We start from the raw sequence: 22,724 nt of genomic DNA, 5'->3' as shown, positions 1-22,724 counted from the left end.
ACTCAGCGACCGGAACCGGAACGGTTTGCGTCGAGCTCTCCGACCCCGACGAGCAGCACACCTTTCGAGAGGGGCGAGCGCCAGCGGAGTCGGCTGGGCGCCCACGATGCTGAGGACCTCGGCCATGGTGGGTCGCGCGCGGCGCGATGAATGGGGTCGCCGCTGGCCGCACCCAAGCGGCCATCGAGCGAGCGCCGGCAGCCAGGAGGCCGCCGCGCGCCTCGTTTCGAGGAGGTCGCACGGTCCATGCCGACGTCTCGTTCAGTGACCTGGCTCGCGTTGCTCTGGCTCTTGGGTTTCGCTGCCTGCAACGACGGCGAGGGCGGCGGCGATCAGGCCGGGGCAGGTGGTGCACCCGGCGGGGACGCGGGGACCGCCGGCTCCACGGGCGTAGGCGGCGAGGGAGGCGCCGTAACGGGGCCCAGTGGAGGTCCCGGCACAGGCGGCGGCGCGGGGGCCGGCACAGGCGGTGGCGCGGGGGCCGGAGAAGGCGGTGGCGCGGGGGCCGGAGAAGGCGGTGGCGGAGGGGGCGGCACGATGTGCGAGCCTGGGGCTCAAGTACCGTGTTACACGGGGCCGCCGCTCACCGCCGATCGCGGGCTTTGCCGCCGGGGTGTTGCGATCTGCAGCGACGATGGCTCAGCGCTCGGCGCCTGCGTCGGTGAGGTCACGCCAGCGCCTGAGACCTGCATCGATGCGGCGGACGAAGATTGCGATGGTCAGGCCAATGAGGAGGGCCCCGGCTGTCTCTGTGTCCCCGGTGACGCTGCTCCCTGCTACTTCGGGCCCCCAGGGACCGCGGGCGTCGGGAGTTGCAAGGCAGGCGCGAAGATCTGCGACGCCCAGGGGACCGGCTACGGGAGCTGCAGCGGTGAAGTGCTCCCGACCTCGGATGATTGCCACACGGCGGCGGACGAGGACTGCAATGGCGTGAACGCCTCCTGTGGGAACGGGGATCACCTCTGGAGCAGGCGCTTCGGCGTCGATGTCCCTCAGCGCGCGACCGGCATCGCCGTCGACCCGGGCGGGAGCGCGTTCGTGGTCGGCTATTTTGCGGCGAGCATCGGCTTCGAAGACCGGGTGTTGCTCACGAGCGCCGGAGGCGACGATGTCTTCGTGGCAAAGCTCCGGGAGGGAGGAGCGCACGTGTGGAGCAAGCGCCTCGGCGGCGCCGGCGAGCAGCGCGCGTCCGCCGTGGCGGTCGACGGCAACGGCAACGTGGTGGTCGTAGGAACGTTCGAGGGCACGATGGATCTCCCCGACGGCGCCGCCCCGCTGACGAGCGCGGGCGGAAAGGACGCCTTCGTGACCAGGTTCAGCGCGTCGGGAGCGCACCTGTGGACCAAGCGTCTTGGTGGCCCTGGCGATCAGCGCGCCACGAGCGTCGCCGTGGATGGCAACCAGCGCGCGATCGTCGCCGGCGACTTCGATGGCACCCTCGACGTGGGCGGGGCCGCGCTGGCGAGCGCGGGGGGCGCTGACGTCTTCGTGACGAAGCTCGATGGTTCCGGGAATGTCCACTGGACGCGGCGCTTCGGCGATGCGGAGGACCAGCGGGCCGGAGGTGTGGCCGCGGACGTCGCAGACAACGTGCTGCTGACCGGCGAGCTCCAGGGGAGCGCCGATTTCGGCGGGGGCCCGCGCACGAGCGCAGGCGGGAGGGACGTCTTCGTCGCCAAGCTGAACGCGGCGGGATTGCACCTGTGGAGCCAGCGCTTCGGCGGCTCGGGAGAAGAGCGCGGCAAGGCGATCGGCGCTTTCGGCGCGGCGGGATCCATCGTCGTGACCGGCGACTTCGTGGAGGCGATCGATCTCGGCGGCGGGCCGCTCTCGAGCGCGGGCGGGAAGGACATCTTCGTGGCGCAGCTCGCTGCCTCGGGCGGCCACGTCTGGAGCAGGCGGTTCGGCGATGCGAGGGACGACGCGCGCGATCAGCAGGTGGAGGCGATCACCGTCGACGGCGGCGGCACAGCGATCATCTCCGGATCATTCGCTGGCACATTGATGTTCGGCGACCAGGTCCTCGCGAGCGCGGGCTCGACCGACGTCTTTGTGGTGCGCCTCGACGCGCTGGGCAACCCGACCTGGAGCCGCCGTGTCGGGGGACGCGGCGCCGAGCGCGCGGTCTCCGTGGCGCGGGACGTCGCCGGCGCCGTGCACGTCGCCGGCGAGTTCGAGGGCGACATGCTCGTCGGGGGGGACGTGCTCGCCAGCGCCGGTGTCGACGCGTTCACGCTGAAGCTCGAGCCATCGTCCGCCCCGGCGTGGGGCAGGCGCTTCGGCGATGATGCCGTGTCCGCAGACGCGCGTTCGGTCGCGCTCGACGCGTCTGGCAACGTCGTCGTCGGCCTCCGGGCCACCTCCGCAGATCTCGGGTCCGGCCCGGTCGACGGAGCCTATCTCGTGGCCAAGCTCGACCCGGCTGGCAACGTGCTCTGGCACCGTCGCCTCGGCGACGCGTGGATCAGCAAGGTCGCGGTGAGCGCGTCGGGCGATGTCCTGGTCGCTGGCACGTTCCCCGGATCCATCGACCTTGGCGGCGGGCCTTTCACGGCGGTAGCCGGCAATGGCATCTTCCTCCTGAAGCTCGACAGCGCCGGGGCCTACCTGTGGAGCAAGCACGTCGACGGCAGCGGGGAGACCGTGGCGCGGAACACGGTGGAGGACGCGGCCTTCAGCGCCTCGGGCGACGTGATCCTCGTCGGTACGTACCATCAGACGATCGACTTCGGAGGGCGGCCGCTGGCCGGGACGCCCGGAGACACCTTGGGCTTCGGCAACGGCTATCTCGTCCGGTTCGACGGAGCCGGAAATCACCTCTATAGCCGACGCTTCAGCGAGGCCACGTCGGCGCTCGGCAGCGAAGTCCCCCGCAGCGTGGCGTTCGATGGCGCAGGCGACATCGTCGTCGCCGGCAGCTTCAGCGCGACGGTCGACCTCGGCGGCATCCCTCTGGTCGCCGCGGGCATAAGCGATATCTTCATCGTGAAGCTCAACCCCGCCGGCGAACACCTCTGGAGCAAGCGGTTCGGCGGCCCGGGTGGGCATCGGGCGGCCGTCGCGACGGACGGATCTGGCAACCTGGTCCTCGCGGGCCACACGTCGGGCGCCATCGACTTTGGTGGAGGCACGGTCCCTGGCTCGGGATCCGTTTTCGCAGCGAAGCTCGACGGGGCCGGCAATCACTTCTGGAGCAAGCGATTCGGCCCCACAGAGGGCGCGTTGGTGGTGGCCGGGCCTTCGCTCGACGCCGCGGGCAACATCCTGCTCACGGGCCATTTCACCGCCACGGGTGACTTCGGTGGCGGTCCCCTGGTCGTCTCGCGCGCTGCTTCCGCGATAACGGCTTACGATATCTTCCTTGTGAAGCTCGATCCTGGCGGCGCTCACCTCTGGAGCAGGCGGTTCGGCGACACCATGGATCAGGAGCCGCGCGCGCTTGCGGTCGACGCCACAGGGAACGCGATCTGCGCCGGTGTCTTCTCCGGGGCGCTCGATCTCGGCGGTGGCGCCCTCGCGCCGGCGGGCAAGACCGACGCCTTCCTGGCGAAGTTTTCTCCTTGAGGCGCAGGCTTCCGGGGGTGGCGGCCAGCTTCTCCCGAGAGCGCTCGTATCGTCCATGCACCCGAGGTTGAGTCATCATGTGGGAACGCATCTTCAAGCTGAGCGCCCTTGCGACGATCGCTCTCGTGGTGCCAGCGTGCTCTGACGAGCATGGCGGCGGCGGGAGCGCTGCTGCCACGAGTACGGGCGAGGGCGGCGGCGTGGGCGGAGGGGATGCCGGCCCGACCGGAGGGGGTGCAGAAGGCGGTGGCGGCAGCGGGGGCGCCGGCCCGACCGGAGGGGGTGCAGAAGGCGGTGGCGGTAGCGGGGGCGCAGGAGGCGCCGGAGCGACCGGCGGGGGCGGCCACGGTGTCGCCTTCGAGGCGATCTGGAGCAGGCGTTTTGGGGACGCGGAGATCCAGGAGACGCACGACATCGCAGTGGATGCCTCCGGAAGTGCAGTCATCGTCGGGACGTTCAACGGAACAGTCGACCTCGGCGGCGGCCCGCTCACGCCCCCGCGCCCAATGGCATCCAAGAGCGCCTTGCTGGCGAAATACAATGCCGCCGGGAACCACGTCTGGAGCAAGCAGTTTGGGGTCGAGGGGACCACGACCGGCGAGGCCGTCGCCTTGGACGCCTCGGGCGCGGTGATCGCCACAGGGAACTGTGAGGGGGCCGTGGATCTCGGCGGCGGCCTGTTCACGCCCACGGCCTGGAGCGACGTCTGGGTGGCCAAGTACGACGCCGGCGGCAATCATCTCTGGAGCAAGCGATTCGACGCCGAGTGGCCGATGGGCAGCCGCAGCGTGGCTGTGGACGGCGACGGCAACGTGATCCTCGGCGGAGCGTTGTCCGGCACAACGGACTTTGGCGGCGGCCCTGTCGTGTCGCTCGGCGATTTCATCAGCTCCGATGCGTTCATCGCGAAGCTGGACGCCGCGGGCAATCATCTCTGGAGCCGGAGCTTCGGTGACGTCGACCGGAACGACCACGTGTCGGAGATCGTGCCGGACGGGGCAGGAGACGTGTTCGTGATCGGCGATTGGGCGGGGAGCATCGACCTTGGCGGCGGCTCGCTCGTCAGCGACGACGTCGCGATCTTCGTGGCAAAGCTCAGCGCGACGGGTGCCCACCTGTGGAGCAGGCGCCTCAGCGCGACCGGCAACATCGATCCGCGCAGAGGCGCGGTGGACAGCGCTGGCAATCTGTTCCTCACGGGTGGTTTCTCGGGCACGGTCGACTTCGGCGGTCGCCCGCTCGTGAGCGCAGGAGGCGAGGACGTCTTTCTGGTGGAACTCGGCCCTGATGGCGCCCACCGCTTCAGCGCACGATGGGGTTCGGCGGCGAATGAGAACGGAATGGCGGTCCGCGTCGACGGGGCCGGCAACCTCGTGATGGCCGGGAACCACGATGGCCCGCTGGATTTCGGTGGAGGCCCGCTGGTGAGCGCTGGCGAGAAGGACATCTTCCTGGCTCGTCTCAGCCCGAGGGGCGCTCACATCCAGAGCGCTGGCTTCGGCGGGCCTCAACACCAGGTCGTCTTCGGCGCCGCGCTCGACGCCGACGGGCAGCCTTACCTGACCGGTTACTTCAGCGGCAGCGTGACGTTTGGCGCCAGCACGCTGACGAGCAAGGGACACGACATTTTCCTCGCCAAATTCCGGTGAGGTAATTGCCCGGGAAAATTCACAAGGAGGCGGGGAGAAGGGGAGTGAAATCCCATGAATTTCTCCGTCTCCCCGTTTTGCTTTTCTCGCCACAATGCCAGTAAAATGAGGGGGTTGTCAGCCGGCGGCCTCATCTCGTGGCCTTCGCCCGCGCCGCCGGCGCCTTCGCGGCTCGGCCGCTCTTCGCCTTCGCTCGCGCCGCCGGCGCCTTCGCGTCTCCGCCGCTCTTCGCCTTCGCCCGCGCCGCCGGCGCCTTCGCGGCTCCCGCCTTCCCGAAGCGCACCTCGAACGCGCCGGCGTCCTCCTCGATGAAACGGAGGAGCGCCTCCCCTTCCTCGGCGAGCTGCTCGCGCGCCGCCTTGCCAAGGGCCTCGAACGGCTCGAGCACCAGCGCGGCCGTGGCCTTCTTCCGCTCGACCGTCCATGTGCCGGCCACGAACCCGTCCACGAGGAACGTCGGCAGGATGCGCAGGTTGGCGGACATGACGATCCGCGGGCGATGCTCGTCCGCGATGACCCGCGTGCGGTCGTCGTGCGCGAGCAGGAGGTTGTCGTAATCGGGGAGAAACCGGGCCGGCGCGGCGGTGTCCGCGGGCGGCCGCGGCGCGTCGGGCAGGTCGAAGAGCTCCCGGCCCCGCTCGTCGCGGAACACGCAGAGCTGCTCTCGCAAGGCGTGGAGCACCTCCTTGACGCGGGTCAGGCCGGACCACGTTTGCACGTCGGTCGCTGTCGCCGGGCCGAACGACGCGAGATAACGGAGCACGAGCGCCTGCGGCGCGCCGCCGTCGCGGAGCGGTTTGCCGAGCCAGGACGCCGCCGGGGCGAAGTCCGCCGTTCCCGGGTATCCCCACGGGGTCTCGGCGGGCACCTGGACGACCGGCAGGTGCATGCGAACCGCGAGGGCCATGGCCCGCACGTCGCCGTCGGCGTGGAGCTCGGCCAGGTAGTCGCGCAGCTCGTCCATGGTCCGCGGCTCCGCGTCGAAGTACGCGCGCGCCTCGGCGACCAGCCCGGCGATGTCGAGGGCGTCCGCGCGCTCGCGGAGGACCGACCGCATCCCGGCGTGGAGCACCGGCGCGATGACCGGGTGCAGATCCAGGTAGTCCCTTGCGCTCACGAGGTGCAGCGTGCCGCGCAGGAACGGCGCCCGGACGACCTCGCGGCGCACGACGAGCTGGACGAGCTGCTCGCGCCGGAACGCCGCGAGCCGGGACCAGAGCCCGATGAACGGCGGCCGAGCCAGCTGGGCCTGGAGGGCAATCAGCCGCTCGATCCCGTGGACGGCCGAGGTCTGCTCCCGCGCGAGCAGCATCTGTCGCGCGAGCGTGGCCCGGTTGAGGTCTCTTCGTGTCAGCGTCGGGGCGGGCATGCAGCCCGCGAGCTTACTCGAAACGAGGCTCAACCTCTATGGGCCGCCCGCCTGCTGCTCCTGGCCAGAGCAGCAGGCGGCGCGCCTCACGTCTGGACTCAGGGGGCGAAGACGAACGAGAACAGCGCCGCCTCGTCGCGATCGGGTCAGAACCGATAAAGCACGTTGTCCTTGTCGCCAGAGACATAGACCGTCCCTGACGGGCCCACGGCGACGCTGCTCAACGCATAGGTCGGCACCATCCCCGTGACCGCCTCGAGCCCCACCTTGAGGTGCTTTTTCACGACCCAGGTGTCCCCCGTCGACGGATCGACGCGCAGCAGGCGGCGCTTCCCGACCTCCACGACGAGCAGGGTGCCGTCCAGATCGACGGCCATCCCCTCCGGCTGATCCAGGCCGTCGGCCACCACGAGCGACGGAGAGAGCGTCACGCCCCCCGCCGCCACCTGGAGGATCTGGCCCGTGGCCCAGTCGGCGGCCCAGAGGTCGCCTCCCGACACCGCGAGGCCCGAGGGCACGGTCATCGGCGCGAGCGTCACGGGGCCGCCGGACGTCTGGCGGGCGATGCGCGCAGCGCCCGGCCCCGCGCCGAGCTCGGCCACCACGAGATCTCCCTGGAACCGGACCGCGTTGAGCGGCGAGACGAAGTTGCTGTACGTCTCGAGGACCGTCGCCGTCGCCGGGTCGTAGGCCTGAACCACGCTGCTGAACCACGCGGTCAAGATCAGGTTCGAGCCGTCCGCCGACACCGTGGCAGGCGCGTGAAACTCCGACTCTCCGAGGAACGACCGCTCGACGCCCAGCGGAGCGCCCGTGTCCCCGTCGAACTTCCGCAGCGACGACAGATCGGCCACGTAGACCGACTCGTCACCTCCTTCGGTCGTCACGGCCACGCCGCCGGGCATGATCATGCCGCCCGGCATGATCGTGCGCACATGGCCGTTCGGCCTGATGCGGACGATGAAGCCGTCGCTGGCGCTCGACACGTAGAGATTGCCCTGCGGGTCGAAGGCGAGGTTGTCGAGCCCCGGCGTGAGCTCCGCGATGACCTCCTTCTCGCCCGTCTCGATGTCGATCCGCACCACATCGCCGTTCTGATCGACCACGTGGAGCCGGCCGAGCCCGTCGAACTTGGCCGCCGCGGGGATGAAGAAGCCGTCCGCGACCGTCTGGAGGTCGCACTCCACGTCCGGATCGACCGCGCCGGTGCAGGAGTCCACATCGATGCTGATCACCCTGCCTTGCGTCCAGATCGGCCCGTACAACCTGCCGTCGGGCCCCCAGTCCATGCCGTTCAGGAAGCCGAGGTTGCTCGCGATGTGGCGCGGCGGCGCCGACAGCTCCGGATCGACCTCGTAGAGCCCGTCACCGAAGAAGTCGAGCGCCACGAAGAGCCGCCCCGTATCGGAGAACGTGATGGGGTTGACCCCCGGCGCGACGAACTGCTGGGTGATCGCGCCCGACGGCGCGTGCCGCACGACATTGCCAGGGATGAGCGAGGTCCAGTAGAGCGAGCCATCCGGGCCGAACGTGAGGTCGTCCGGGCCGTCGATCCCGTCCGACGCGTCGAGCCGATCCACGATGGTTCCGCTCTTGCGGTTCACGATGGCGATCTCATTGCCAAGGAAGCTCGCGACGTACAGCCGACCATCCGGCCCCACATTCATCCCATTGGTGCCGTGCATCGGCGACCCCTCGGCGAGGATCGGCCGCTTCGCATGCGCCGGCGGCGAGGCTCCCAGAAGCACCGTGCCAGCGAGCACGAACGCAAAAAGCCTGTGCATGAGCTCTCCCTTCAGCGCCGCACCTGGACCGGCACACCCAAGGATCACGATGACGTCAGGCGCGAGACCAGCGCGACGGCGCGAACCTCCGGCGGACTTTGTAGTCACGCGGGGTTGTTCCGACGCTAACATAATCAGTAGGCTTACCCAAGCATAAAATTCGTGCAATGGATGCGGGTGCGTCAGCGTCGTCGGCATCGCCGGCATCGTAAGTTCCTGGGCGGCTATCCCGCGCGGCGCGCGCCGCGTGACACCCGAGCCGGCGTGGTGGTATGCGTCGGAGTCGATGACTGCCAGCATCTGTCTGCCGGCGTACAACGAAGTCCGCACCATCGAGGCGACCCTCACCGAGCTGTCGCGGCTCGGCCCCGAGGTGGACGAGATCCTCGTCTGTCTCAACGGGTGCACGGACGGCACCGAGCGCGTCGTCGAGGCGTTCCGGGGGCGGGAGCCGCGGCTCGCCGTCATCGAGAGCGAGCTCGGGAAGAACAACGCATGGAACGCCCTGGTGGCCCGGGCGCGCAACCGTCGCCTCGTGTTCACGGACGCGGACGTGCGCCCCGCCGAGGGCTCCATCTCGGCCCTGCTGCGCGCCCTGGAGCGCTCGCCGCGCGCCGCCGTCGCCGCGGCCTTCGAGCAGCCGCGCGGGGCGCCGCCGCCGCCGCTCGGCACCGTCCTCCGCCTGCTGACGACCAGCCTCGGTCAGGACTACATCTCCGGTCGCCTCTACGCCATCGATCGCGATCGGCTGGGCGCGGTGATGGCCGATCGGGGGCTCCTGCCTGCCGGGGCGCTCCCTCGGCTGCCCGTCGACCTCGTGACCGAGGACTCGTGGCTCACGGCGCTCGTCGCCGGCGACGCGCTGGTCGTGGTCCCCGAGGCGCCCATCCACTTCGAGGTGGACAGCATGGCGGACGTGGTCCGCGCGCTGGCGCGCAATGCCGCCGCGAGAGAGCAGCTCCGCTCGAGCTACCCGGAGCTCTACCGGCGCGACGGCGCCCGCCTGCTCTCGGCGCAGTCGGCGCCGAGGATCCTCCTGGACAGGCTGAGATCGGCGCCGGGGCCTTTCGCGGTCACGCGCGGGCTCGGGGGAATGGCCCTCAGGGCTGCGATCCACCGCGTGCTCGGAGCGCGGATCCGGGCGCAGCGCGACCGCATCCTGGCGGACGTCAGCGCCGGCCGCGGCGGGCGCGTCATGGCCACCTCCGGCCGCCTCCCGTCGAAGGGCGGCTGAGCGCCCGTCCCGGCAGGCTCCCCGCCCTCATCGCCGGGCGTCAGACGCGCGGGCGGAACCAGTCGATCGTGCGATCGAGGCCCGAGTCGAGATCCACCACAGGACGCCAGCCGAGCAGCTCGGTGGCCCGGGAGATGTCGGGCCTGCGCCGCTGGGGATCGTCGACGAGGGCATCGCTCATCGTCAGCTTCGCGCGCCCGCCGGTCTTGCGGATGATGAGCTCGGCGAGGTCCTGCATCCTCGTCTCGGCCGGATTCCCGAGGTTGACCGGTCCGGTCAGGTCCTTGGCGTTCATCACGCGAACCAGCCCCTCGATGAGGTCGCTGACGAAGCAGAACGAGCGCGTGCGGTGGCCTCCGCCGTACAGCTCCAGCGCCTCGCCGCGCAGCGCCTTCACCACGAAGTTGGCGATGACCCGGCCGTCGTTCCGGTCCATGTTCGGGCCATAGGTATTGAAAATGCGCACGATCACGGTATCGACATTGCGGGTCTGGCGGTACTCCCAGAAGTACGTCTCCGCGACCCGCTTGCTCTCGTCGTAGCAGGCCCGAGGCCCGATGGGGTTGACGTTCCCCCAGTAGTCCTCGTGCTGAGGGTGGACGAGCGCGTCGCCATAGACCTCGGAGGTGGAGGCCTGCAGGACCCGGGCCCCCAGCTCCTGCGCCAGGCGGAGGACGTTGATCGCGCCGAACACGTTCGTGTTGAGCGTGTGCACCGGATCCGCCCGGTACTTCACGGGCGACGCGGCGCAGGCCATGTTGTAGATCTGGTCGACCTCGAAGCGGAGCGGCTCGCTCACGTCGCAGCGGTGCAGCTCGAACCGCGGGTTCTTCAGCAGCGGCCCGAGGTTCTCGTCACGCCCCGTCACCATGCTGTCGACGCAGATCACGTGGTGCCCGTCGGCCAGGAGCCGCGCGCAGAGGTGCGATCCGAGGAAACCAGCCCCACCCGTGACCAGGATTCGCTTGCTCGCACTCATCGGAAAAATACCTCCTTGACGCGCTGTTCGGTAGAGCTCTGGGCCGTGGCGCCGTGATTGGTCGAAAACCCCTTACCATAGGAAATAGGTATTACAAAGACCGGATGACATCTGGAGGCGAGTTCCTTATCATGCCGGGCGTGCACCGCTCGCCTCGCTACCTGGGTTCGCTCGTCCGCGCAAAGCTCGCCCGCGAGGCGCGCCCGATCTGGGTGGATGTGTGCGTCACCAATCGATGTCACCTGAGCTGCGAGTACTGTTACGGCGACTACCACCACCGGCGCGACGACATCGGACAGCTCAAGGTCGAGCAGCTGTTCGCGATCGTGGACGAGGCGGCGGCGCTGGGGACGGCGGTCCTGACGCTCACGGGCGGCGAGCCGATGCTGCACAAATCCATCGGCCGCATCATCGAGCGGGCGGTGAGCCGAGGGATCTCGGTGGGAATGGTCACCAGCGGATTCCGCGTCAAGGAGCGCGTGGACGAGCTCGCCGACCTGAGCTCGATCGTCGTGAGCGTCGACGGTCCGGAGCCGATTAACGATCTGAACCGCGGTCAGGGGACCTTCGCCGTGGCCATGACCGCGCTCGAGGCGTGCCAGGCGCGCGGCATTCCGCGCATCGTGAAGGCGGTGCTGAACCGCCGGAACAAGGACCAGGTGCCCTGGCTCCTCGAGCTGGCGGGCCGCTTCGGCGCGCGGCTCGAGGTCGTCGTGACCTACGCCCCGCAGTCCGATCGGCAGCTGCGCATGCACGGCGACAACTCCCTCGACGCGGGCGAGCGGCAGGCCCTGGCGGACGCGCTGCTCGAGCAGAAGCGCCGGGGGGCGCCGATGGTCTTCCGCGAGCGCGTCTGGGAGAACATGGCGCGCTGGTGGCAACACCACGGCGGGGATCGCGTCACCCGGGAGGAGCGGCGGGAGCGCTTCGAGTACCTGCCGTGCAGCGCGGGCCGGTACTACGCCTTCATCGACGGCGACGGCCGCATGTACCCGTGCAACCAGCGGCTCGCGGACTTCCCCGCCAGGAGCGTGCTCGAGGTCGGCGTCCGGGCCGCGTGGGAGCACCTGCGCGATCACGGCTGCTTCGCCTGCGCGGCGCCGTGGCTCAACCAGCAGCACCTCGTGAGCAGCGAGCGGCTCCTCGCGCGCAGCCTGGGGCGAGATCTGCTGGCGCGGGTCGCGCGTGGCTGAGCGGACGCTCGCCATCGTCGTGCTCGGCGGCTCGCGCGGGATCGGGCGGGCCATCGTCGCGCGCGCGCTCGCGGAGGGGCACCGGGTGTTCGCCGGCGCGCGGGACGAGCGCGCGCTCCTCGCGTTGCAGCAGAGCGCCGCGCCCGAGGGCGCCGGCCGGCTCGGCACGGGCGCGGTGGACGTCGGCGACGACGCCTCCCAGCGCGCCTTCTTCGGCGCGGCGCGCGCGTTCCTCGGCGGGATCGACGTCGTCGTCAACAACGCCGCCCGGGAGGGCTACGGGCGCCTCGACGAGATGGCGCTCGAGGACGTCGAGGCGATCGTCCGCACCAACCTCCTCGGCGTCATCCTCGGCTGCCGGCACGCGGCGCAGACGATGCGGGACGGCGGCGGCCACATCATCAACGTCGGCTCCGAGGTCTCGTTCCGCGCCGTGCCCATGAAGAGCGTCTACTGCGCCACGAAGTTCGCCGTCCGCGGGCTGAGCGACGCGCTCGAGCTCGAGCTCGCGCCCCGGGGGATCCGGGTCTCCCAGGTGCACCCGGGCTGGGTGGACACGGGCCTGCACGAGGACGAGCGGCGGCGCCGGGGCTCGGTGTCCCGGCCGCACGACGGCGGCGTCCCGGCGGAGCGGGTCGCCGAGAGCGTGGCCGCGCTCTGGCGCGCGCCGCGGGCGCAGGGCGGCGCTCCGCTGCGGCTCCGCCTCCGCAGCGTGGTGGGAGAGCTCTTCCCGGCGTGGGCGCGGTGGCGGACGCGCCGGGCGTTCGGGGAGCAGCTGAGAGAGGGCTGAGGCGAGACGGCAGGGCGGGGGAGCCGCCGCGACGCCGGACCGGAGACCACCAGGAGGTTTTCTTGACCTGTGCAACGACGTCCTTCCCTCAAGGAGCAACCGCGCCGCCTCCTCCGCTGGATCCGGGCGCGCCCGTCGTCGTCGAGGGCCTCGACGCGGTGGGGGAGGTGCTGCGGCGGGCGCGCGGGCGGGCGCAGGCGGTCGCGATCGCCTCGCGGGACCTCGAGTGGCTCGCGGCGCGCCTCGGCCTGTCCGAGCGGACCGCGGAGGGGCTCCCGGTGGTCCGGTTCGGCTCGGGCGAGCGGGGCGGCCTCGACGCCGCGGCCACCCGGGCCGTCGAGAGGCTCGTGGCCCTGTCGGTGCTGCTCGGGGGCGCGCCGCTGTGGCTGACGATCGCGCTGCTGATCCACCTCGAGTCCCCGGGCGGGCCGTTCCACATCGCCCCGCGCGCAGGGCTGCGCGGGAGGCCGTTCCGGTTCTTCAAGTACCGGACGATGCGGACGCAGCGCCGGGACGGCGAGGACAGGGGCGACGCCGCGCGGCTCTCGGTCATCCGCGGCGAGATCCCCGGCTTCGTGCGCGACGATGGGGTCGTCATTCCCAAGGACCCCAGGGATCCGCGCGTCACGCGGCTGGGCGGCGTCCTGCGCTGGCTGTGCCTCGACGAGATCCCCCAGCTCCTCCACGTGCTCACCGGCGACATGGCCCTGGTGGGGCCGAGGCCCTATCCGATGGCGGAGTTCGACGCGCTCAAGCCGTGGCACCGCCTCCGGACCGAAGGCCGGCCCGGGATCACCGGCCTGTGGCAGGTCGTGGCGCGCAACCAGGTGACCTTCGACCAGAGCGTCATCCTCGACATCTACTACCTGACCAACGCCAGCTTCTGGGGCGACCTGAAGATCATGGCGATCACGCCGCTGCGCATGCTCTTCGGCGTGGGGAGCTACTGACGCCGTGCGCCGGGCGATCGACGACGCCGTGAAAGGACCGCTCGCCGGCCGCTCAGGAGGCCCCGAGGTGGTCCCTGACGCGAAAGAGGACGATCACCTCGCCGGCGACCAGGCCGAGCGTGACGACGAGCTTCACCGCGGCCGCGCCGGCGGCGCCGTGCGCGGGCACCGCCCACAGGTCCCCGGCGGCGATGAGGAGCACGGTGGCCGTCCAGAGGGCCGCGTACGGGCGCTGCTGGCCCGCGGCGAAGAGCATCGGGCCGATGGCGAGCTCCGGCACCATCCACACGAGCGCCGTGGTCAGGAGCTGCAGCGGCAGCACGGCGCTCGCGTAGTCGGGGCCGAACACGAGCCGGACGAGCGGCCCGCCCATCCACCACACCGCGGCGCTCATGAGCGCGCCCGCGGCCATGAGCCCGACGAAGGTGAGCGTGGCGAGGCGCCTGCGGGCGCTCGCGGAGCGGCTGGCGACGAAGGCGGGGAAGACCGCCGCGCGCACGACGCCCGGCAGCATCATGGCGCCGCCGATCATGCGCTGGACAGCGCTCATGTCGCCGACCGCGTGGGGGGTGCTCATCCAGCCCAGCATCAGGAGATCGAGCTGGAAGTAGAGGGGGCTGGCGAGCATCACCACCGCGAGCGGCCCCGCCTCGCGGAGGAAGCCCTGCGGCAGCGCCGCGCCCTCGCTGGACCACTGCCGGCGCTCGAGGAGCTGGGCGGCGAGGGCCAGGGCCAGCGCGAGGGCGACCAGGTGGCCCGCGACGAGGGCCCACGCCAGGCCGAGCGCGCCGAGCCCCGAGAGCAGCGCGCCCGTCCCCAGCCCGAAGGACGTGACCGCCATGGTGACCGCCACCAGCACCTCGCGCTCCATCCGCTGGTGCCCGCGGAACACCTGGTTGAGCATCTCGACGAACGAGGCCATCAGCCACGCGGCCGTCAGCAGCCACACGAGCGTCCGGCGTGGCGAGGCCGCGCCCGCGAGGAGGCCGACCACGAGGCCGACGGCGCCGGCGGCCAGCGTCACGGCGAGCTTGAGGCGCACGAGCGGGCCGATGGGAGCGCCGGGATCGCGGGCCACCTCCCGCGCGATGAACAGGTGCAGGCCGAGGTCCGCGAGCTCGCCGAGCAGGAAGCCCACGGCGAAGGCGTAGCTGTAGTCGCCGAAGCCCGCCGGCCCCAGGAGCCGCGCGGCGACCACGGCGAGGAGCATGCGGACGCCGCGCGAGACGAGATCGCTCGCGGTCTTCAGCGCCATGCTGCCCGAGACGCTTCGCCTCGCCGGCGGCGGGGCGTCCTCGCGGAGCGCCGACGACGTCATGGCTGGAGGAGATCCTTCGCCGGAGGTCGCCGCGCGCGCATGCCGCTCCCCTATCGCCCCGATCGCGGTGCGGTTCAACTTCCCGTCGGCGGTCACGTGGAGCGGCGGGGCGCCGCGCCGCGCGTGAAGGATCCAAGTCAGGAGAGGACCACGTGAAGACCAGCACGGATGGCAACGTTTCGTTGGTGCAGCTCAGGCGAAAGGAGTCGCTGGTCTCGGCGGACATCGAGCCGCCGGAGATCCTGCTCGAGCGAGCCCGCGCCCTGGCGGTGCCGGCCACGCGCCCGGCGGCCGCGCCGCGGCACCACGGCCAGACCCGGGAGCTCACGCGGCGCGGCGTGCTGTGGCTCGGGCAGACGTGCAACCTGCGCTGCCACTTCTGCTACTTCCTCGATCGGATCGAGGACAAGGAGCACCCCGAGCACCCGTTCATGTCGCTGGAGAAGGCGCAGGAGATCTGCCGGACCCTCGTCGAGTTCTACGGGAACGACGCGATCGACATCCAGGGCGGCGAGCCGACCATCTGGCGCGACATCCATGCGCTGATCCGGTACTGCGCCGGGATCGGCCTCGCGCCGACGCTCATCACGAACGCGCTGGTGCTCGACAAGCGCGACAAGGCGCAGCAGTTCAAGGACTCCGGCGTCGCCGACTTCCTTGTCAGCGTCCAGGGGCTCGGGAAGGCGCACGACCTGGCCGTGGGCGTGAGCGGCGCGCACGTGCGCCAGATGCGCGCGCTGAACCACCTCATCGCGCTCGACGTGCCGTTCCGCGTGAACTGCGTGATGTCGAAGCTCGCGGTGCCGCAGCTGCCGGCGATCGCGAGGCTCTCGGTGGAGCTGGGGGCGCGCGCCGTCAACTTCCTCGCCTTCAACCCGTTCGCCGATCAGCGCAAGCAGGGCGCCCGCACCGCGGAGAACGTGCCTCGTTATGGCGACCTGCGGGGCCCGCTCGACGAGGCCCTGGACGTGCTCGCGCAAGCCGGCGTGGAGGCGAACGTCCGGTACCTGCCCCACTGCATCGTCCCCGAGCGCCACTGGCCGTCGGTGTACAATTACCAGCAGCTCTCGTACGACCCGCACGAGTGGGATTTCGCGAGCTGGACCTGGACCAACAAGGGCCCGCAGCGGATGCGGGCCGGCGCCGTGTCGCCGCCCGTCCCGCTCGGCGCGCGGCCCCGCCTCGGCCGGCTCCGGCAGCCGCTCCTCCGCCTGGCGGACGCGATCGACCTCCGGGGCCGGATGCTCCGCGCCGACACGGACCCGCGGCTCGGCCCTGTGATGAGGAAGCTGGAAGGGCTGTCGTACCGGCTCCTCCGCCGCCGCGGGGATCGCGACGCGGCCTACCGCCACGACGCGCTGAACCGCGTCGAGCACAACGGCTACCAGAAGGGCGCGGGGTGCCAGCGCTGCGCGCTCCGCGACATCTGCGACGGGTTCCACGGCGACTACGTCGCGATGTTCGGCACCGACGAGGCGCGGCCCGTCGTCGATCGCGCCCCGGTCAGCGATCCTCGCGCGTTCATCAGCGCGCAGGACAAGGTGGCGCCGGCCAGGGGCGAGGCATGACCGCCGCTGCGCCCTCGACCGCGCCCCGGGTCGACGTCCTCGGCGTCCCCGTCACGCGGCTCTCCTTCGAGCAGCTGCTGCGCCGCCTGGACGAGGCCTTGCGGGCGGAGCGCGAAAGGCCCGACTACTACACCTACGTCAACGCCTACTGCGCCACGCTGGCGGCGCGCGAGTCGCCGTACCGCGCCTCCGTTTCCCGGGCCGACGTGGTGTACGCCGACGGCATCGGGGTGGTCTGGGCGGCGCGTCTGCTGGGCGGGCCGTGCCCGGAGCGGATCAACGTGGGCCCGATCGAGCTGGGCCGGATCGTGGACCTCTGCGCCGAGCGCGGGGCCTCGGTCTTCCTGCTCGGCGGCGCGCCCGGGATCGCCGACGAGGTCGCGCGCCGCCTGGTCGCGGAGCGCCCGGGGCTCCGGATCGCCGGCGTTCACCACGGGTACTTCGACCCCGAGGAGGAGGCGGCGGTGGTCCGGGAGATCAACGGCTCGGGCGCCGCGCTGCTCATCGTCGGCCTCGGCCCGCCCAAGCAGGAGCTCTGGGTGAGCCAGCATCTCGCGGCGCTCCAGGTGCGCGCCACCTGGTGTATGGGGGGGCTGCTGGATCAGGTGGCGGGCGCCGTCGCGTACCCGCCCGAGTGGGTGCGCCGGAGCCACGTCCAGTGGCTCTACCGCCTGGCGGTCGAGCCGCGGCGGCTCTGGCGGCGGTACCTGCTCGGCATCCCGGAGTTCATCGGCCGCGTCGTCCACCAGCGCCTTCGGCCGGAGAGACAAGCATGAGCGACCAGCGACCCTTCATCCCCATGGTCTCGCCGCAGGTGGACGAGCCGGACGCGATCGCGGCGCAGATCGCCGACGTCCTGCGCTCGGGGCGGCTCAGCAACGGCGGCCCGCTCGTGGAGGGCTTCGAGCGGGCGATCGCGGCGTTCCTCGGCGTCGAGGAGGCGGTGGCCGTCTCGAACGGCGCCGTCGCGATCAGCCTCGCCATCGCGGCCGCGGCGGTGCGGCGGGGCAAGGCGATCCTCCCGGCCTTCACCTTCATCGCGACCCTCAACGCCGCGGTGCACGCGGGCTTCGAGCCGGTCTTCTGCGACATCGACCCGGAGACCTGGACGCTGGATCCGGGGCACCTGCGCCGCCTGCTCGCGGAGCACGGCGCGACGCTGGTCCTCCCGGTCAACGTGTTCGGCGTCCCGCCCGATCTGGCCGCCATCGCGCGCGAGGCCCGCGGCGCGGGCGCGGCCGTGATCTACGACGACGCGCACGGCATGGGCACCGAGACGGCGAGCCGCGAGGCCGAGGCGCTCCTCACCGCGACGACCTACTCCCTGCACGCCACCAAGGTCCTCGTGGCCGCGGAGGGCGGCGTGGTCGTCTCCCCGGACCGGGAGGTCAGCGCGGCGATGCGCCGGCTGCGCAACCACGGGCTCGCGCAGCCGCTCTCGGCGTCGGTCCCGGGGATGAACGCCAAGCTGGACGAGCTGCGCGCCGCCCTGGCGCTCTCGTCGCTCCGCCGGCTCCCGGAGGCGCTGGCCCGCAGGCGGACGTACCTCGACCGGCTGCGCGCGGCCCTGTCGCGGCACCCGCAGGTGTACCGCACCCAGCGCGTCCCGCCGGGCGTGAACCCCAACGGGCAGAACCTCGGCGTCGGGCTGATCGACGCCCCGATCGACGACGTCATCGCGGCCTTCGCGCGGCGCGGCGTCGAGGCGCGCCGGTACTTCTACCCGCCCCTGCACGCGCTGGACTGCTTCCCCGCGGGCGTCGCCCTCCCGAACACGGACCGGCTCTGCGCGGGCCAGGTCTGCCTGCCCCTGCACGGGCGGATGAGCGAGGAGACGCTCGATCGCGTCGAGGCCGCCATCCACGGCGTCGCGGAGGAGCTGGAGGCGCGGCGGCCGTCCGCGCGCTCCTCGAGGCCCGCGCTCCTGGGCGCCACGTAGGGGCGGCTCCAGGGATCCGACGCCATGCGCATGGAAGGAGCGTGGGACCGCCTGAGCACCGCGGCCGGCGTGATCGGGCTCATGGCCTTCGCGGTCGCCGCGTTTACCCCTGCCGCCGCGCCGCTCGATCGCTGGATGGCGTCGGCGCCCGACGCAGGGCAGGCCGACGCGGTGGTCGCCCTCGGCGCGGACGTCGATCCGGACGGGCGGCTCCCGGAGGATTCCCTCCGGCGCGCCGTCGAGGCCGTCGCGCTGTACCGTGAGGGGCGAGCGCCGCTCGTGCTGATGCTCGGCAGCCGCAACGGGCCGGCCAGCGAGGCCGAGTCGCGCGCTCGCCTCGCGCGGGGCCTCGGCGTCCCCGCGTCGGCCCTGCTCACGGAGCCGCGCGGGCTGACGACCGCGGTGGAAGCCCAGCGCAGCGCGGAGCTCCTGCTGCCCAGGGGCGCAAGGAGGATCCTGCTCGTCACCGGCGCGCACCGCATCGCTCGCGCGCGCCGGCTCTTCGAGCGCGCCGGCTTCGAGGTCCTCGCCGCGCCCGTCCCGGAGGGGTCGCCGGCGTCGAACATCCCGGGGGAGCGCCTCTCGGCGATCGGCCGGCTGCTCCAGGAGCTCGCGGCGCGCGCGCTGTCGCGGCTCCGCGGGGGAGCGTAGCGATGCCCGACGCGCTCTACATCCTGGGCGTCGTCGCCGCCACGTCCTGCGCTGTCTATGCGGCGGGGCGCCGCCGGGGGATGCGCGCCGGGCTCCTCCCGCCCGCGCTCCGGCGCGCGATCCGCTGCGTGGGCGTGTGCCTCCTGTTCTGGGGCGGCAACGTCGCCGTCGGGGCGGCGGTGGCCCTGCTCGTGCGCGGCCTGGGGCTCGGGTTCATCTGGCTCTACGTCAACACCGACGTCTCCGTCCTCGTCCTCTCCGCGCTCCAGGCGCTGGCCTTCGAGTCGTGGCGCATCGAGCACGAGCGGGAGCGCGCGGCCAGCGCCTCGCGCGCCGACGATCTCCCCGGATCCCCTGCCGCGCCGGGGCCGGCACATGAGTCCCCGCATCGGGTAAAAGGAGCGAAGCGATGAGCACTGCAGCCGTGGAGGAGCGTCCGGTCTCGAGCCGGTGGAGCGACAGGGCGCTGCGCCAGACGGCCGGCTACTACGGGCTCTTCATCTGCCTGGGCCTCATCACGGCGATCACCGGGCCGACCCTGCCGGACCTGGCGCGGCAGACGGGCTCCAGCGTCGGGGACATGGGCTCGCTGTTCCTCGGCGGGGGGGTTGGTTACACGCTCGGTACGCTCTGGGGAGGCAAGCTGTTCGATCGCGTGCACGGGCACACCCTGCTCGGGGGAGCGCACCTGATCGCCGCGGCGTGCCTCGCTGTCATCCCGGCCGTCCCGTGGTTATGGCTGCTCGTGGTCGTGGCGTTCTGCCGGGGTCTCGCGGAGGGGCTCGTCAACACGGGCGCGAACGCGCTGCTCCTCTGGACGCACGGGGAGAAGGTCAGCCCCTACATGAACGGGCTGCACTTCTGCTTCGGGCTGGGCGCGTTCCTGTCGCCGCTCCTTGTCGCGCGCGTCCCCGGCGCCTGGGGCGGTTATCACGCGGCGTACTGGGCCGTGGCCGCCTTCTCGGCGCTCGTCGCCCTGGGCATGCTCTCGATGCGACACTGTCCCGAGCCCAAGGAAAAGGCCGAGAAGGACGCCGCGGCGAAGGGCGCGGATCGCGCGCTGCCCCTCCTTCCGGTGCTCGTCGCGGTGCTGTACCTGTTCGCCTACGTCGGCGGGGAGATCTCGTTCGGGAGCTGGATCTACACCTATGCCCTCACGCTGGGCGTCGTCTCGGCGACCGGGGCCGCGTACCTCACCTCGGGGTTCTGGCTCTCGTTCACGATCGGGAGGCTGCTCTCGATCCCGGTGGCGATCCGCTTCACGCCGCGCCAGGTCATCCCTGTGGGGCTGGGCGGCTGTCTCGTGCTGTCCGCGATGATGCTGCTCCTGCCGCCCTCGAGCGCGCTCCTGTGGGGTGTCTCGCTCGGGCTCGGGCTCTTCATGGCGCCGCTCTGGCCCAGCGGCTTCACGCTCACGGGGCAGATCGTGCCCATGACGGCGTTCGTGACCGGGCTCGTGCTGGTCGGCGACAGCCTCGGCGGCATGGTCCTCCCGGCCCTCACCGGCAAGCTGATCGAGGGGGTGGGCCTGGAGCGGCTGGCCTACTCGCTGCCGATGCTCGTGTTCGGGAGCCTCGTTGTCTGTGCCTTTTCTTATCTCGTGCTGCTCACCCTCGACAGCAGGCGAGGAGGGGAGGCGGCGGCGAGCGCCGCGCGCGACGGCGCTCCGCCCTGAAGCCTGCGATGCGGCTCATGACGCCCGATACCCCTGCGCCGGGTCGCGCAGGGCGCCGCAGATGCCTCCGAGCGCCGCTCCGACCTCCGGCGACCAGCCCAGACCGCGCAGCCTTGTCGCGTCGAGGGCGGCGTCCATGGCCAGGAAGCCGGCGATGGGGCCATGCGCTGCGAGGGCTTCCGCGAGGCTCCACGAGCCCACGGGGACCCCGGCGGCGTCGCCTATCGCCGCGAAGAGCGCCGCCATGGGCTCGGGCGCCGCCTCGGCGACATGGAACACGCCCCTCGCGTCCGACTCCAGCAGCATCGCGTAGGCCACCGCCAGATCCCGCACGTGGACGGTGGACCAGCGGTTCTCGCCGTCATCGATATAGCGCGCCACCCTCGCGGCGCGCGCGCCCTGCACCAGGCCCGCCACCGGGCCCCCGCCGTCGCCATAGACGATGGGCGGCCGCACGACCAGGCCGCGGACGCCCTTCGCGCCGAGCACGCGCGACTCGGCCGCCACGAGCCACTCGAGCGCTCCGCCGGGGTTGACGCTCTCCTCCTCCGGCACGGGCACCCGCGAGGAGCGCGCGCGCGGCGCCCCGGTCGTCGTGATGAAGACGCCGCCGCTCATCGCCGAGAGCATCGCCGTGACCGCCGCCTCGTCCGTGGCCGGGCGATCCTCTCCTGTCGTCGCCGCGGTGTGCACCACCCCGTCGCCGGCCGCCGCCGCGCGCGCGAGCACGTCGACCTGCGATAAACTCCCCCGGATCGGCTCCGCGCCAGCGGCCCGCACCTTCGCTGCCGACGCGTCGCTGCGCGCGAGCCCGCGCACCCGGTGGCCGCGCGCGACCAGGGCGCGGGCGACCGCAGATCCGATGAAGCCGCTCGCGCCGGTGATGAAAACGTCCATGGTTGCCTCCTCGTGACTCGGTGGCTGAACCATGGCGACGGACCGGGGGACCCTCCATGTGATAGCGTCCAGCGCTCTTTTGTGATCGTCCAATGCCCGATGTCCTGACAGCGCTGCTCCGCCACGTGCGCATCGAGACCAGCCTCTTCGGCCGCGTCGAGCTCGGCGCGCCGTGGGGGGCTCGTATCGGCCGCCGGGAGATCGTCCTGCTCCACCACCTCCTCGAAGGCGAGATGTGGCTGGAGCTCGGCGGCCGAGAGATCCGCGTCGGCCAGGGCGATCTGCTGCTCATGCCGCACGGCGTCCCGCACTGCCTGCGGCACCGGCCGGGGGCGGCCGTCGTCGACGAGGAGCGCTGGCTCTCGCCGCCTCGGCCGGGCGCGCAGACGGTGCGGCGCCGGCTGGGCGGCGACGGCGCGAGGACGGTGGTGCTCTGCGCCGCCATGCACGTCGCGGGGGCCGGGCGGTCGCTGCTGCTCCGCGCGCTGCCCTCCGTGGTGCTCCTCGACGGCGGGGCCGGGGAGCCGGTGCCCGGTCTCGGCCGGCTCCTGGACGGTATTCGCGACGAGGTGCGCGACCGGCGGCCGGGCGCGCCGGTCATGGCCGCTCGCTTCGCGGAGCTGCTCCTCCTGCAGGCCATCCGCGCGGAGCTCGAGCGCCCCGCGCCTCCTGGCTCCTTCCGCGCGGCGCTCGCGGACGAGCGCGTCGCCCGCGCCCTCGACGCGCTCTACAAGGCCCCGGCCCGCGCGTGGACCGTGGCCTCGCTCGCGCGGGAGGCCGGCATGAGCCGCTCGGGCTTCGCCCTCGCCTTCCGCGAGCACGTGGGAGAGGGCCCGCTCCGTCACCTGACGCGCTGGCGCATGGAGCTGGCGAAGGAGACGCTGCGAGAGCGCCCCGGGCTCGCGCTCGCCGAGGTGGCGTCGTCCGTGGGGTACCAGGACGAGGCGGCCTTCAACGTCGCATTTCGCCGGGAGGTCGGGGTCCCGCCGGGGGCGTACCGAGCCGGGGACCGCGAGCCGGGATACTGAGCTTCGGAGAGCGCTGCGTCTCTTTGCTCGACCGCGCTATCGGGTGAGACGGACGTCCTTGGAGCCACGGCGTTATGGCTCGGCAGCCGTGGAGCGAGCGGATGGATCGGGACGCATACGCGACGAGCTGTGGAGA

At 72.0% G+C, this 22,724-nt stretch carries 18 protein-coding genes; 13 read left to right on the top strand and 5 right to left on the bottom strand.

The window, feature by feature from the left end; all coding sequences use genetic code 11:
* The first annotated feature begins 537 nt into the window (after window positions 1–537).
* Window positions 538–3,564: a hypothetical protein gene (locus tag WMF27_RS33115; protein WP_437764870.1), complete on the top strand. Its 3,027-nt coding sequence runs from the start codon at window positions 538–540 to the stop codon at window positions 3,562–3,564.
* Between the two features lie 506 nt (window positions 3,565–4,070).
* Window positions 4,071–5,213, top strand: coding sequence for a hypothetical protein (locus tag WMF27_RS33110; protein WP_437764871.1), 1,143 nt, complete (start codon window positions 4,071–4,073; stop codon window positions 5,211–5,213).
* Window positions 5,214–5,343: 130 nt separating this feature from the next.
* On the opposite strand, the gene WMF27_RS33105 is transcribed toward WMF27_RS33110, so the two are convergent.
* Together WMF27_RS33105 and WMF27_RS33100 are read right to left on the bottom strand one after the other, a co-directional pair.
* Entirely contained in the window at window positions 5,344–6,582 is a 1,239-nt protein-coding gene (locus WMF27_RS33105) for a winged helix DNA-binding domain-containing protein (protein WP_437764872.1), read from the bottom strand.
* A gap of 146 nt (window positions 6,583–6,728) precedes the next feature.
* Entirely contained in the window at window positions 6,729–8,366 is a 1,638-nt protein-coding gene (locus WMF27_RS33100; protein WP_437764873.1) for a hypothetical protein, read from the bottom strand.
* A 286-nt stretch (window positions 8,367–8,652) separates the two neighbouring features.
* On the opposite strand from WMF27_RS33100, the gene WMF27_RS33095 reads away from it, so the two are divergent.
* Window positions 8,653–9,600 (top strand): glycosyltransferase family 2 protein, encoded by a 948-nt coding sequence (locus WMF27_RS33095; RefSeq protein ID WP_437764874.1) that lies wholly within the window; start codon window positions 8,653–8,655, stop codon window positions 9,598–9,600.
* Window positions 9,601–9,640: 40 nt separating this feature from the next.
* Here WMF27_RS33095 and WMF27_RS33090 read toward each other — a convergent pair whose 3' ends face one another.
* Window positions 9,641–10,579, bottom strand: coding sequence for a UDP-glucuronic acid decarboxylase family protein (locus WMF27_RS33090; protein WP_437764875.1), 939 nt, complete (start codon window positions 10,577–10,579; stop codon window positions 9,641–9,643).
* A 104-nt stretch (window positions 10,580–10,683) separates the two neighbouring features.
* On the opposite strand from WMF27_RS33090, the gene WMF27_RS33085 reads away from it, so the two are divergent.
* From WMF27_RS33085 to WMF27_RS33075, 3 genes are all read left to right on the top strand, one after another.
* Window positions 10,684–11,772, top strand: a complete 1,089-nt coding sequence (locus WMF27_RS33085) for a radical SAM protein (protein WP_437764876.1) — start codon at window positions 10,684–10,686, stop codon at window positions 11,770–11,772.
* Window positions 11,765–12,562 carry an SDR family NAD(P)-dependent oxidoreductase gene (locus WMF27_RS33080; RefSeq protein ID WP_437764877.1) on the top strand — a complete coding sequence of 266 codons (798 nt, stop codon included), beginning with the start codon at window positions 11,765–11,767 and terminating at the stop codon, window positions 12,560–12,562. Before WMF27_RS33085 ends, WMF27_RS33080 begins: the two co-directional genes overlap by 8 nt.
* 62 nt (window positions 12,563–12,624) lie before the next feature.
* The gene (locus WMF27_RS33075) at window positions 12,625–13,512 is read left to right on the top strand and encodes a sugar transferase (protein ID WP_437764878.1); all 888 of its coding nucleotides are present in this window, start codon (window positions 12,625–12,627) and stop codon (window positions 13,510–13,512) included.
* 52 nt (window positions 13,513–13,564) lie between these two features.
* Here WMF27_RS33075 and WMF27_RS33070 read toward each other — a convergent pair whose 3' ends face one another.
* Window positions 13,565–14,830, bottom strand: a complete 1,266-nt coding sequence (locus tag WMF27_RS33070) for an oligosaccharide flippase family protein (RefSeq protein ID WP_437764879.1) — start codon at window positions 14,828–14,830, stop codon at window positions 13,565–13,567.
* A gap of 152 nt (window positions 14,831–14,982) precedes the next feature.
* Here WMF27_RS33070 and WMF27_RS33065 point away from each other — a divergent pair, with 152 nt between their 5' ends.
* The 6 genes from WMF27_RS33065 to WMF27_RS33040 are packed head-to-tail and all read left to right on the top strand — an operon-like array spanning window position 14,983 to window position 20,663.
* Complete coding sequence (locus WMF27_RS33065) at window positions 14,983–16,398, top strand: radical SAM protein (protein ID WP_437764880.1); 1,416 nt, start codon at window positions 14,983–14,985, stop codon at window positions 16,396–16,398.
* Entirely contained in the window at window positions 16,395–17,174 is a 780-nt protein-coding gene (locus WMF27_RS33060; RefSeq protein ID WP_437764881.1) for a WecB/TagA/CpsF family glycosyltransferase, read from the top strand. Before WMF27_RS33065 ends, WMF27_RS33060 begins: the two co-directional genes overlap by 4 nt.
* Window positions 17,171–18,337, top strand: a complete 1,167-nt coding sequence (locus tag WMF27_RS33055) for a DegT/DnrJ/EryC1/StrS family aminotransferase (protein WP_437764882.1) — start codon at window positions 17,171–17,173, stop codon at window positions 18,335–18,337. Before WMF27_RS33060 ends, WMF27_RS33055 begins: the two co-directional genes overlap by 4 nt.
* 24 nt (window positions 18,338–18,361) lie before the next feature.
* A complete protein-coding gene (locus WMF27_RS33050; RefSeq protein WP_437764883.1) occupies window positions 18,362–18,988 on the top strand; it encodes a YdcF family protein in 627 nt (208 codons plus the stop codon).
* Window positions 18,989–18,990: 2 nt separating this feature from the next.
* Window positions 18,991–19,401, top strand: coding sequence for a hypothetical protein (locus tag WMF27_RS33045; protein WP_437764884.1), 411 nt, complete (start codon window positions 18,991–18,993; stop codon window positions 19,399–19,401).
* The gene (locus WMF27_RS33040; protein WP_437764885.1) at window positions 19,398–20,663 is read left to right on the top strand and encodes an MFS transporter; all 1,266 of its coding nucleotides are present in this window, start codon (window positions 19,398–19,400) and stop codon (window positions 20,661–20,663) included. Before WMF27_RS33045 ends, WMF27_RS33040 begins: the two co-directional genes overlap by 4 nt.
* Window positions 20,664–20,678: 15 nt before the next feature.
* Here the strand turns inward: WMF27_RS33040 and WMF27_RS33035 are convergent, their stop codons facing one another.
* Window positions 20,679–21,560, bottom strand: coding sequence for an NAD-dependent epimerase/dehydratase family protein (locus tag WMF27_RS33035; RefSeq protein WP_437764886.1), 882 nt, complete (start codon window positions 21,558–21,560; stop codon window positions 20,679–20,681).
* Between the two features lie 92 nt (window positions 21,561–21,652).
* Between WMF27_RS33035 and WMF27_RS33030 the strand changes: the two genes are divergently transcribed.
* Window positions 21,653–22,588, top strand: coding sequence for an AraC family transcriptional regulator (locus WMF27_RS33030; RefSeq protein WP_437764887.1), 936 nt, complete (start codon window positions 21,653–21,655; stop codon window positions 22,586–22,588).
* Window positions 22,589–22,724 lie beyond the last annotated feature (136 nt).

This window comes from Sorangium sp. So ce281 (assembly GCF_051527395.1).
Taxonomy (GTDB): domain Bacteria; phylum Myxococcota_A; class Polyangia; order Polyangiales; family Polyangiaceae; genus Sorangium; species Sorangium cellulosum_B.
The sequence above is the reverse complement of the archived record's forward strand: the minus strand, read 5'-3'. Positions and strand labels throughout refer to the sequence as shown.